This is a genomic window from candidate division WOR-3 bacterium (assembly GCA_029858255.1).
GTDB lineage: Bacteria > Hydrothermota > Tepidihabitantia > SM23-42 > SM23-42 > SM23-42.
Genome location: JAOUFJ010000023.1, coordinates 25501 through 37802, shown reverse-complemented (window position 1 = coordinate 37802; position 12302 = coordinate 25501). Strand labels below are relative to the sequence as shown.

Here is a 12302-nt window from a genome sequence, read left to right as displayed (position 1 = left end):
CAATAGTCATATTTGAACATCCCGGGGGGACGGTGTTTTGTTAGAGATTACGTAAACGGGGACAGGCACCTTTTAGAGTAGAGGTGCCTGTCCCCATTGTTTTATTTCATAAGCAGTATTTTCTGTGTTTCGGTACATCCATCGGTTTCCATTGTGCAGAGGTAGACACCATTCGGGAGATTCTTGCCTTCCCAGGATACAGAATAAGAGCCTGCTTCCTGTGTAGCATCGACCAGGGTCGCGACACGCTGGCCGACGGCATTGTAGATGGTGACGCTTACATGTGTTTCACTGGGAATTTCGTATAGAATCGCGGTCGTGGTGGAGAAGGGGTTCGGTATGCATTTGTACAGGATCCCGCCTGTCTTGTAGGCCATTTCATTGCCCTGCGGTCCAGCAGTGCCGGTTACGTTGAGCGCACCAATATCATGGAAGGGGATACCATTGGTGAGTTCGCCGGCGACGACGAGTTCGACCGTTTGCTTGCCGGTGATTCCTGCTGTATATAGATGCTCGATCACATCTTGGCGGTTGAATTTTGCCATCAGGCACAATTCGCCGCGGTACTCGCAGATCTCGATCGGTCCTTCCCGGTACAACGGCGGGTCAAGAGCGATTCCATTGATCTCATTGAGCACGACCGAGTACGGGTCGATGTCAGTGATCAGATAATCACCTGGCAGCCCGATGTGGCAGGTGATCCAGGTGCCAGCGCTGCCAAGGTTCAGGATCGTAGGTTGGAAGTAAACATGTGCCTTGAGACCGACTAGAAATGCGATACTGATAGGAAAGCGTTCGGGTAGTACCGAGGAGTGATCGCCAACGTATTCCTGGAACTCATGGTCGATATTGAGTTGTGAAAGGATGTCTGCGAAGACTACATTCTGAGGATAGCAGCCCATCTCATCCATGGTACCACAATCGAAGTATATCCCCAGTTCTGTATTTGGCGGTAACCCTGCGGCATATGAGGGTGGGTTGTGCTGAAGCCATAGTTGCCATATGGGTTCAATTATTTGTGCATTTTCATCGAGGGGGAGATCGACGTAAAAAGGTGGATTGAGGAAATTGGGTGAGAATGCTGCTCCCAGTGAGAAGAATACGCCTGAAAAGAATCCGGCAAAGGGGTTCCAGATGTAGGGTGGTCCCAGAGGGTATTCTGCCAGAAGTGCGGGAAGGGCGGCCACGATCAGCACGTTGAATTCCAGTACACCGCTGTGAGCGGCAAGTCGCGAATATACATCAGGATGCTTGAGACCCAGGGTCATTGCACCGTAACCTCCTGCCGAGTGTCCCATGATATAGCGGTATTCCGACTGTGGTATTGCATTGTAGTTCGTTTCAACGAAATCCACGAGGTCATTGACGAGGTAATCCTCATATAGTCCATTGAGTATTGAATTTGTGGACCAGCTGACAACATATGGTGTGCTGCGTCCGTCCGGCTTAACGACAATTACCGGTTCGATTATTTGCCCTGCAATCATTATGTCGAATATGTCGAGAATGAATGAGTAACCCATGTGGTTATCAAGCGCTCCGTGTAAAAAGTATACAACTGGATATTGGGTGCTTCCCATAGGATCATAGCCATCTGGGAGATATATTTGCACCGAACACTCTCTGGCTAATGATGGACTATAGAAAGTCGTTTCATATACAGTACCTGCAGCATATGCCGCATTGGTGAAACATATACATACTACGAGGGCTGAAAGGACCCTTTTCATTCTACACCTCCCATGTATATACTAGTATTTCTACGGTTATCCTACCACTTTAGACATGCTGTCAATCGCTTACATTATACAAAAGTTGAGTTTTGTGACGTGCACCTCCTTTCTTAGACTGCATTTACGTGAATGTGAATATTCCTGTGCGGTAGAATGGACAAGGTGACTGACTTCTTCAATTTACACTCCGGCTTTACAGTCCTTCTTAATCATGCACTTCTACTTTATTATAACTTTTATATGCGATATGTCAATATCTGTTTTCCTTCATTTTACCCCTTGACAAATCGCAAATTTTTATTACAATATAATTGAATATTCAAAATAATATGAATATTAACATGTTGTTGAATAATGGGGACAGGCAACTTTTCTTGGCACGGTATGTTCAATCCCTCTGGAATCAGAGTTAAGTGTCCTGAATGGCGAAGTAAGAATTTGGAGTACTGAAAAGTAGCCTGTCCCAGTAAAGGAGGAAGGATGAGAGATACGGTGATGCTTAAAGATCTTGAACAGATTAAGGTCTTTGCCCATCCGTTGCGGGCGAGGCTCGTTGAGGTATTCGCCGACAAGCCCAGGACGGCAAAGCAGGCGGCAGAGGTCATCGGACAGAAGCCCACGAAACTCTATCACCATGTGGAAGCGCTAGAACGCGTTGGTCTGATCAAACTCGTAAAGACCCAGAAGAAACGCGGCACTCTTGAGAAGTACTACCGTACCGTTGCGAAGCGCTTCTCGGTCGATAGCAGCCTATTTGAGATGATGAAAAACGGCAAAAAGGCAATCGGTGAATTCCGGGCCATGTTCACTACGATGCTCGAGAATACAATGCGGGAGATCAACGAGAGTATTTCAGAAAAACTGATCTGTCCGGAGAAAAAGCAAGTCGAAGTCAGCCTTGCACGCAAGCATATCCGCACAACACCTGCTAACTTGAAGAAAATGCAGGAAAAAATCCATAAGATGCTCGATGAATTCGAGGCTGCAGAGGACAAGAAGGGAGATGTAGAATACAGACTCGTGTTGGTTTTCTATCCATTGACCAAGAAGAAAAAAAGGAGGTAGTCGATGTTTGAGTACATAACAGATGTTAAGGATATTGATATTCTGGATCCCTACAATATGCTGCCCGTTGAAAGGGTGGTAACATATCTTGGTGAAAGGAGGTAATCATGCGTTTTCGAATATTGGCATCAGCAATCATGCTAGTTTTGTCCGCTTTTGCAGCACCAGTGTACAGTCAGACAAAACTGTCCGACCCTTATCAGATCCTCGAAAAACATTTTGAGGCAGTTGGAGGTCTGAACAACTTAAAGGCACTAAAGACAATGTACAAAGAAGGTACTATCGTCAACCTAGGTGCTGGTCTTGAGGGTACATTCAAGGAGTGGAGCGAACGTCCGCTGAAATTGAGACAGGAAACAGATCTCAAGGTAGTGAGTGAAGTGTCAGGGGATGATGGTGAAGTAAGCTGGCATGTTGACGCGAACGGAAAAGTGTTGATCAGAAGAGATGAGCATACCTTAAAAGAACGTGAGGTCAGAAGACTGATGGAGGAATACGAATACTTGAACCCCGGATCAGAATACTTCACATTGACATTCGAAGGTGTCGAGAAACTGGAGGGCAGTGATTGCTACGTGCTGAAGATGACGAATAAGATAAACGAAGATATTCAGATGAATTTCTACGATAGATCCAACTTCTATCTTCTGAAAACGATGATCCTAAAACCCGATAACGAAGTGCATATTTCATATTCTGATTTTCGTAGAGTCAATGGCCTTGTTTTTCCATTCCGGGAAGTCATTAGACAACTTCCAACTGACGAAACAGTTTCGGTTGAGTATTCCACGTACAGGTTCGGCGTCGGTTTGGACGCTGCTCTCTTTGAACCACCGGCAGAGGATGTCGAGGATTTTGTTTTCGCAAACGGTATCAGTGCAGAGAATGCTCCAGTTGAATTCATTGAGAATCATATCTATCTGCCTGTTAACATCATGGGCAAGGAGCGGCTCTGGGTGCTCGATTGCGGCGCATCGGTCAACGTCATCGATTCGAGCTTCGCCGCGGAAGCAGGCTTGGCGTTTGAAGGCCCGATAAAAGGGCGGGGTGCCTCGGGCATCGTCGATTTATATTTTGTCACCATACCGGCGTATTCAGTTGGCGGAATCCTGTTCAATCAGCAGAAGGTGGTTGCTTTCAATTTCCGTCACCTGTTTAAGAAGGCTCTCGGGCTGGATGTGGTAGGTATCCTTGGTTATGATTTTCTCTCGCGATTTGTAACGAAAATAGATTACGCCAAGCAGACGATCTCCTTTTATCATCCCGCGAAATTTAAGTACACCGGCAAAGGTAAGGTTTTTGACTCGCCGTTACAGAGCAATATGTTGAATCTTCAAGTCACGGTTGATGGCAAGTATGCGGGCAAGTGGACATTGGACATAGGAGCGCCTGACCTTGATTTTCACTATCCTTATGCAGAAGAACATGGTCTGCTGGATAGATCTGGTTTTGACATAATGGCCGGCGACGCGGCAGGTTTCACTACCAGCAGGATATCAAAATTCAAGACGGTCGAGGTCGGTGGATTTGTTATTAAAGATCCGTGGATTGGCACCCCCCACGAAGAAGGGACAGGCGTGTTTGCATCTGAGACTGTCATAGGGAACATCGGCAACTCATTCTTGAGCAACTTTGTGCTATATTTGGATTACAATGGTCAACGAGTGATACTGGAAAAAGGCAATGATTTCGGGGTGGAATTGCCGAGGCCAAAGAGCGGGCTGCAATTCTATTATAACGATGAAAATGATGTTGAAGTGGTATTTATCTCACCTGGTACGCCAGCAGAAGATGCTGGTTTTCAGAAAGGCGATATCATCAAATCCGTAAACGGAATCGGTGTCCAGTACTACGATGGTGTTATCGCGCTCCGTGAACTGATGAGAGCAGATGCGGGGACAACTTATACGATCGAAATATTACGTGGAGATAAGTCTCTTGTGAAAAAATTGACATTAAAAGATCTTCTTTGAAAAGGATATTCGTTACCTGAATAAACCTTCATCAATACCTGGAAGACGCAATGGCGGGGGAGAGGCCTAACTCCCCCGCCAGTAATTTTCTATCTCACCAGCAGTACTTTCTCCACTGCGCTGTCATCGCCTGATGTGACATGGACAAAATAGACGCCGCTGGGTAATTCTCGATTAGACTGGTCCGTACCATCCCAGCTAATCTGCATAGCGCATGGTGCATGGGGCATGGCGTCATACAGAACTTTCACTAATCGTCCAGCAATATCATAGATTTTCAACCCTATGCGCTCTGCATTTTGCCCGATGCTGAAGCTGACCGTGGCCAGCCCGGTGAACGGATTGGGCGAAAAACTGAGTAAGGAAGTTGCTTGCGTCTCCCCATCGTGCTCAGTGATTCCCAGTTCCGGATGGAATTTGCCCCATATACGCAGGGCGTTTGCCGGATGTGCATTGATATATTCGGTCCACCCGCTGTAAGTCAGGAGTGTTTTGGCGCCTGGGCCGTGGCTGAGCTTGGGATTGCTTTGAGGTCCTGGTTGCGCGATGGCTACGAAGCTGTCGATCACGGCACCGCTCGTATCTATTGTCGCTCCATAGATGTCGGAAGGGAGTTCTCGGCGATCTTCCCATACTACGATGTAGTCAACGCCATCAAAAACGACTGAAGGGTTGATCTGATCGTTGGGTGCAGTCGATATGGCAATGCCCGTGGGATCGAGTACAGCACCGCTTTGTGCGACACGCGCGCCGTATATGTCGTAATCACCATTTCTTTTGTCCTGCCAGACGAGAAGGTAATTTGTACCGCTAAATGCCATCGCTGTATTGTCCTGTAATTCAGCATCGTTCGTCACAGCAATACCACCGGGATCGAGGATGTTTCCGCTCGTATCGATCCTTGTGCAATAGATGTCCTTCAGTCCGTTGCGCGTGTCTTCCCACGCCACCAGATAGTGGACTTCGCCGAAGCATACCGCAGGTCGATATTCGAGCCCACCGAGATTTGAAATTGCAAACCCTGCAGGGTCAAGAACATAGCCTGCCGAGGCGATACGCGCACCATATATATCAGGGCTGGTGTAGCTATTCCGGTAATCGACCCATACCGTGAAAAAGCCATTGCCGTGCGATGCTATTTGCGGCGACATAGCATTGCCCGCGGATGAAACACTGATGTAGGCTGGATCCAGGACCGTACCTGCCGGCGAGATGCGCGCGCCCTTGACACTCCACGCACCGCCAATGTTATGGGTCCAGATTGAGCAATAGTTCGTCCCGTCGAAGGCAATATATGGAGAATACTGTCCGAATTGCGCTGTACAGATCGCAAAGCCGGGCGAATCGAGAACCATACCGGTTGCGTCCACACGAGCCCCGTAGATATCGGATAGATAAAGTCCGCTCCGGACGTCAGCCCATGCGGCGAGGAAATTCTCGCCGCAGTACGCGACGCCGGGCTCGACATGGAATACTGCAGAGGTGGTGATATTGAGGCCTACAGGGTCGAGCACGGAACCTGTAGCACTCACCCGGCTTCCGTATACATCGCCCGAAGGGAAATCGCGCTCATCATCCCAGGCAACGAGAAAGTTATCGTCGTCAGTTGTCACACAAGGCATCCATTTCATCCCATTGGTCACCGAAATGGGTATGTTCAGTGTATCCATAAGAATACCACTTTGGTTTACGCGTGCGCCATAGATATCGGGATCTATTCCATTGCGGTCATCAGCCCAGACAACCAGATAGTCAGTGCCATTGAACGCCAACGAGGGGTGCCATTCCATCATTGACGGCATACCGGAAATACTGATACCGTTTGGGTCAAGTACGTTGGCCAGACTGTCCACGCGCGCACCCATGATGGCCAGCACCTGCGCGCGCCAGTCCTCCCATACAATGAAGTAGTCCGTACCGTCAGAAACGATCGACGGTTCAGTCTGCTGGCCTGTATCTACGAAGATCGCAACACTGTTCGTATCGAGTAGGATTCCATCTGCAGTTATCCTGGCTCCATATATATCATATTGCGTGTTTGTACTGTCTCGTGCGTCGTGCCATACGGCGAAGTAATCTGTTCCATCGGAAGCAACCGAAGGGAACTCCTGACTTCGTGGTGCACTGCTGACCGCGATGCCGTCTGGTTCAAGAACAATGCCGTTATGGTCAACCCGTGCGCCATATATGTCCGGCGTTCCCGTGCGCAGGTCTTGCCACACAACAAGAAAATCGAAGCCATTGGATGCAACGCAAGGATGCCATTGATATCCCTGCGCAGTTGAGATCGGGATACCGTCAGGATCGAGGACATTGCCCGAAGGTGTAACACGGGCACCGTAGATATCCGTTTCCACGGAACTACGGCGGTCCTGATAGACTACAAGATAGTTTGTCCCGTTGTAGGCGACTGCAGGTGTTGCATTGCAGTAGTACTGGAGGTTATCAAAAGTGATGGTCGCAACATGTATGCCGGCAGAATCGAGAAGATGACCCTCGGGATCTATTCTTGCACAGAAAACATCGTGCTGAGGGTAGAAGCGTGAATCATGCCAAACGACGAGATAGTTGGTTCCGTCAAAAGCGGCTGAAGACCACCTTTGATTACCACGTGCTTGTGTGTACATCACGGTCGTGTCGAAGAGAAAAGCATCTTCCGTCCAGAATGATCCCACCTGGGATTTTGTTATGGATTGGGTAGCATGTAACATGGCAGCTGCGAAGATGACTATCATGACACAATGTACTTGTCTGCTAATATTTTTCATCTCTACCTCCCATTTCTCCACTAGTATGCTAAATGGGATTGTCACAGCAAAATCACAAAAAAGTCGCATTTCTGCCAAATATCATGTTTTTATTCTTGTATTATTATATATCAATTGTGGGTGATGGCAAGTCACTATGTTTTAGCGTCCAACTGGTCTAGTGTCTGGTCGATTCATTTCTACCATTGACATGTTCCTGCAGGCTCCTATAATATAGCGAAAGGGTATGGCTTTGGGCATGGCCATTTTCCCTGTTGCTTGGATGATAACAGTTGCATAAAATTGCATCACTGGAGGCATTATTATGGGCAAGAACAAGATGTCGCGAAGGGAGTTCCTGCAAGCATCAGCTGCTGGCTTGAGCTTCGTCTACTTGCCCGGTGTCGGTCGTGTAAAGGCAAACCCGTTTGAATTCACAGAATCTGAAGACACATTTGGCCGCCTCTGCTACAATGAAAATCCTTTAGGACCATCACACCTGGCTCTCGAGGCCATGAGAGAAGCGGCATATGAAGGCCATCGTTATCCTGATTGGTTTAGCTCGACACTGGAAGCGAGGATTGCCGAGCATCATAATGTGAGTTCGAACATGATCTGCGCAGGGACTGGCGCGACCGAGCTGATCCGTCTGGTCGCAGATACCTTCCTGTATCCGGGAGATGAGATGGTAACAGCAACGCCAACCTACTCGCAGATGGCTTCGGAAGCCACGGCTAACGGTGCATCGGTTGTACATGTGCCGGTAAATGAGCGTTATGTGATAGATTTGAATATCATTAAGGCTGCAATAACAGAGAACACCAAGCTCATTTCTTTGGTGAACCCGAACAATCCTCAGGGCACGATTTTTACCATGCAGGATATGAGGATTTTCATGAACTCGCTTCCACCAGGAGTCATTGTCGTCGTCGACGAAGCCTATCATCATTACATACATTCACCTTACTATGAGAGTTGCATCCGTTACGTTACTGGAGGATTTCCCATGATAGTGATACGAACGTTCTCGAAGGCGTATGGTTTAGCGGGTGTGCGTATCGGATATTCAGTAGCGTCGGGCGGGTACACCTCGATGATACAATCCTCCCAGAATATTGGAATGGTAAGCAGGTTGGGGCAAGCGGCGGCAATCGCGTCTCTTGACGATATCGATCATGTCGACAATACGGTCAGTCTCAATGATCATGCAAAAGAAATTTTGATGAACGGGTTAACTGCGCTGCAGCTCGAGTACATTCCGTCTGAGACCAATTTCATGATGTTTGATACCGGAATGAGCGCAACTTCTGTTGCTTCGCAGCTCGCTAATAGAGGTTATCAAGTGCGCGTGGGTTGGGGTATGCCGAGGCATATTCGCGTCTCCACCGGTACGGTAGATGAGATGTATGGATTCATCAATGCACTCCAGGAAATATTAGGACAGAATTTTCTAAAAGACGGACCGCCGACGTTTGGTCTTAGCCGGGTGCATCCCAATCCCTTCACGCGGCAGTGTACCATTCAAATCTCAACTTCAGGTACTGAGAGGGTACGCCTGGCAATATATGACGCTGCTGGCAGAATGGTTCAGTCTTTGCTCAATGGGGTCATGGCACCAGGATTGCACGATATTGTTTGGGACGGTAGGGATGTTCATGGAAGAACTGTAGCATCTGGATTGTATATAATCAATCTCATGCAGGGGGAGTTTGCGACAGGCACCCGGGTCACTTTGATACGATAGAAATATTCTTTCTCACTGTCCATTCGATTGCTACAATATTCGGCATATTTTTGGTGCTGTATTCCGTACTGTTAAGTATATCTTTTTTCTAGTACGTGGGTTTATTTGTAAATAACATAGGAGAAAGAATGATAGAATCAAATTGTATCGGTGATGAAGAGATCCAGACTATCCGTACGCTTGCTAATGACTTTGATAAAGCGTGGAACGCACGCGATGCCAAGTTGTTCAGTACCTTCTTCACGATGGATGGCGATATGCATTTTATCACCCTCAATATGCGCATGCAAGGCAGAGACGAGGTAACTAGAGCCTACACTAAAATTTTCTCTGAAATGGCGCCAGAAATAAAACATAAAACTACAGCTAAAGAAATTCATGTACTGACTCATGATGTAGTATTGCTGGACACTACGACAGATATCATGACACTTGATGCGCAGGGTCAAGAGAAAATTCTGAGGAGACATACTGCTGCTGGTATCCTGCTGAAAACAGAAGAGGGATGGCGGATCCGAGCATCAAGAATCTGGAGTGAACAAATTTCTGCGGCATGATCGGTCAGAAAGCCCGGTTCAGTTTGCCAAATTATAGATGAGATGCGTAAAATAGCCCAAGATTTAGTGCTATTCTGTAAAATTTGAATTGCTATCGTTTAACTTCTGCAAATCGTATGTAAACAAATGATACTGTTGATTGTCCAAAATATAGATTGATGATGACTCGAATATCGATAGGGGTCGATTGGAGGTTCTCGATGATTTTTCAGAAGTATATTGTTTTTCTATTAATATTAAGTGTACTGGCGTTTGCCTGGGGTTGGAACCAGCAGAATTCGGGCACGAACAAACCACTTTTTGATATTCATTTCGCCGATGGTCAAAACGGATGGATAGCAAGTATCACTAACAGCATTTTCCATACAACTGACGGCGGTGCCAATTGGGTCGATCTCGAGCCAACACCGTCTGTCAACTACTATGCAATACATTTCGTCAGCACACAGGAAGGCTGGGCAGTGGGGAATTTTGGGCAGATAAGATATACTACCGATGCTGGGACTACTTGGGTTGATCAGAATTCGACGGTGAACGGTTATCTGTGGGATATGCATTTCATAGACGAGGATCACGGCTGGATTGCTGGTGGCAGGCCCGAAGGCTTTCCCGGCCCGGACCCAACGCGCTATGTACTTTACACGAGTAATGGAGGAGCTACCTGGAATACGCAGTTGTATGAGAATGATGAATATCCGCTCCACGGCATACATTTCTTCGATTCAAATATAGGCTATGCAGTCGGTGAGGCAGGAGCGATATTCAGTACGACTGATGGAGGAGGAAACTGGACCCCGCAGACATCTGGAACCATACGCGAATTTTCGAGCGTAAGCGCTGTTACCCCGGATACGGCATGGGCGGTCGGCGTCAACGGATTAGTGGTAAGGACGATCGACGGTGGTTCGACATGGGATTCCTTGTACCTGGGTACTCTGTATCATTTCAGTCATATTCAATTCGTCGATGCTCTGACCGGCTGGATTTCTGGTGGTGACAACACGCACGCGGCGATTCTGCACACGACGGACGGCGGGGCCACGTGGGTCATGCAGGATGCCGGGACAGCAAACTATCTATACGGGTTTTTCTTTCTCGATGCGGATTTAGGCTGGGCAGTCGGCTATGATGGCACTATCATCCACACGACGACCGGCGGCACTGGTGTTGAAGAGTCCGGTGATTTCGAGGAGCTAAGCACTGATGTCATCCTGGCGCAGAATAACCCAAATCCTTTCAGTAGTGTGACTTCAATACGTTTCAACATACCGCAGGCGGCATATGTGAGACTGGCGGTTTATGATTTAATCGGACAAGAGGTGGCTAAACTTGTTGACAGGCAAATGCCCGTTGGTCAGCACAGTATTACGTTTGACGGAAGAAACCTGCCTAATGGAGTGTATTTTTACCGGTTGAACACCGGTGCTGCCACACGAACGAAGATGTGCGTGTTGTTGAAATAAATCTTCGTTTCTGCTGTTCGGATTGTTTTTTAGTAAGGAGGCCAATCGTCTTATGGCCTACTCTTTCTTTCAGTGGTACTGAATCTCAGCCTGTCTTAGCTTCTGCTTCCATCAGCGATTTTGCACTTCCTTCAATGCAATAGTATCCGTACTTCAATCCCATCTTTGCTGTAACGGGACAGTCAGGACAGATGCAACCTTTTTTCTCCTTGATGCAGGTACTCTTGCCTATAAGGCAGAATCCTCCCTTTTCTCCGCATTCTTCCCAACTCGGACACTTGCCGCAGATACAATTGGCAAGTACATATTCACGTTTCTGTTCTTCGGTCATTTCGGATTGTGTTGTCTTTTCTTTTGGGGTCTCTTTCATGCCGCAACCAAAATCTATTAGTCCAGCGAAAAAAGCTACAGTGCCAGTTGCCGGGGATTTGATAAAATCTCTCCTTGTCATACATCCTCCTATTACTGTAAGATTATAACTTGTGTTCGAGTGAAGTCAAGTAGTAATCTACGAAAAAAGTCGTACCGAGTTCGATCGGTACGACCTTTTATTGTGCGAGACAATTACTGACTTACTTAACTAACTTGCGATCCAATCCTTCCCAGGCGTATACGCCACCTTCAACTATCCACGCATTGCGTCCGTGCATACGGAGGACCGCAACACCGAAAGCGGAATTAGTATCCAGTGAACATACTACCGCGACCTTTTTGTCAGTTGGGGCAGATTGCATTTTCTCGACAAGCATAGGGAGAGGTATGTTAATTGCGCCTTCAATATGACCGGCCGCGTAGTGCTGCGGCGGTCTGATGTCCAGGATAACGTAGTCGGTCTGACCGCCGTCAACCATTTCAGCAAGTGTTTCGATTGACATCAAGAACATTTCGTTATTGGGAACGGATTTCACGAACGTGTCGGCCGCGTTTTTCAAGCACGATTCGTCGCATTTGCCCGTACACTGGGCAGTCATAAGTGCTGGCAAGACAAGAATCGCCAACATAATTGCTGCTAATTTCATT

9 protein-coding genes are annotated in these 12302 nt (G+C 47.5%); 5 read left to right on the top strand and 4 right to left on the bottom strand.

Annotation, left to right across the window (positions count from 1 at the left end; all coding sequences use genetic code 11):
• Nucleotides 1-101: 101 nt before the first annotated feature.
• The gene (locus tag OEV79_09480; protein ID MDH4211660.1) at nt 102-1730 is read right to left on the bottom strand and encodes an alpha/beta hydrolase-fold protein; all 1629 of its coding nucleotides are present in this window, start codon (nt 1728-1730) and stop codon (nt 102-104) included.
• Between the two features lie 483 nt (nt 1731-2213).
• Here OEV79_09480 and OEV79_09475 point away from each other — a divergent pair, with 483 nt between their 5' ends.
• Nucleotides 2214-2798, top strand: a complete 585-nt coding sequence (locus OEV79_09475; GenBank protein MDH4211659.1) for a helix-turn-helix domain-containing protein — start codon at nt 2214-2216, stop codon at nt 2796-2798.
• 107 nt (nt 2799-2905) lie between these two features.
• Nucleotides 2906-4771, top strand: a complete 1866-nt coding sequence (locus OEV79_09470) for an aspartyl protease family protein (protein MDH4211658.1) — start codon at nt 2906-2908, stop codon at nt 4769-4771.
• A gap of 89 nt (nt 4772-4860) precedes the next feature.
• Here OEV79_09470 and OEV79_09465 read toward each other — a convergent pair whose 3' ends face one another.
• Complete coding sequence (locus OEV79_09465) at nt 4861-7539, bottom strand: T9SS type A sorting domain-containing protein (protein MDH4211657.1); 2679 nt, start codon at nt 7537-7539, stop codon at nt 4861-4863.
• 304 nt (nt 7540-7843) lie between these two features.
• Here OEV79_09465 and OEV79_09460 point away from each other — a divergent pair, with 304 nt between their 5' ends.
• From OEV79_09460 to OEV79_09450, 3 genes are all read left to right on the top strand, one after another.
• Nucleotides 7844-9262 (top strand): aminotransferase class I/II-fold pyridoxal phosphate-dependent enzyme, encoded by a 1419-nt coding sequence (locus OEV79_09460; protein ID MDH4211656.1) that lies wholly within the window; start codon nt 7844-7846, stop codon nt 9260-9262.
• Between the two features lie 128 nt (nt 9263-9390).
• Nucleotides 9391-9819 (top strand): SgcJ/EcaC family oxidoreductase, encoded by a 429-nt coding sequence (locus OEV79_09455; protein MDH4211655.1) that lies wholly within the window; start codon nt 9391-9393, stop codon nt 9817-9819.
• 200 nt (nt 9820-10019) lie between these two features.
• Nucleotides 10020-11282 carry a YCF48-related protein gene (locus tag OEV79_09450; protein MDH4211654.1) on the top strand — a complete coding sequence of 421 codons (1263 nt, stop codon included), beginning with the start codon at nt 10020-10022 and terminating at the stop codon, nt 11280-11282.
• Between the two features lie 85 nt (nt 11283-11367).
• Here OEV79_09450 and OEV79_09445 read toward each other — a convergent pair whose 3' ends face one another.
• Both OEV79_09445 and OEV79_09440 read right to left on the bottom strand, forming a co-directional pair.
• Nucleotides 11368-11733 (bottom strand): DUF2769 domain-containing protein, encoded by a 366-nt coding sequence (locus tag OEV79_09445; GenBank protein MDH4211653.1) that lies wholly within the window; start codon nt 11731-11733, stop codon nt 11368-11370.
• Nucleotides 11734-11854: 121 nt separating this feature from the next.
• The gene (locus tag OEV79_09440; protein MDH4211652.1) at nt 11855-12301 is read right to left on the bottom strand and encodes a rhodanese-like domain-containing protein; all 447 of its coding nucleotides are present in this window, start codon (nt 12299-12301) and stop codon (nt 11855-11857) included.
• Between the last annotated feature and the right edge of the window lies 1 nt (nt 12302).

Bases quoted from the DNA above. Each gene is read 5' to 3' on its own strand.
- OEV79_09480 (MDH4211660.1), bottom strand. From the start codon at position 1,730: ATGAAAAGGGTCCTTTCAGCCCTCGTAGTATGTATATGTTTCACCAAT.
- OEV79_09475 (MDH4211659.1), top strand. From the start codon at position 2,214: ATGAGAGATACGGTGATGCTTAAAGATCTTGAACAGATTAAGGTCTTT.
- OEV79_09470 (MDH4211658.1), top strand. From the start codon at position 2,906: ATGCGTTTTCGAATATTGGCATCAGCAATCATGCTAGTTTTGTCCGCT.
- OEV79_09465 (MDH4211657.1), bottom strand. From the start codon at position 7,539: ATGAAAAATATTAGCAGACAAGTACATTGTGTCATGATAGTCATCTTC.
- OEV79_09460 (MDH4211656.1), top strand. From the start codon at position 7,844: ATGGGCAAGAACAAGATGTCGCGAAGGGAGTTCCTGCAAGCATCAGCT.
- OEV79_09455 (MDH4211655.1), top strand. From the start codon at position 9,391: ATGATAGAATCAAATTGTATCGGTGATGAAGAGATCCAGACTATCCGT.
- OEV79_09450 (MDH4211654.1), top strand. From the start codon at position 10,020: ATGATTTTTCAGAAGTATATTGTTTTTCTATTAATATTAAGTGTACTG.
- OEV79_09445 (MDH4211653.1), bottom strand. From the start codon at position 11,733: ATGACAAGGAGAGATTTTATCAAATCCCCGGCAACTGGCACTGTAGCT.
- OEV79_09440 (MDH4211652.1), bottom strand. From the start codon at position 12,301: ATGAAATTAGCAGCAATTATGTTGGCGATTCTTGTCTTGCCAGCACTT.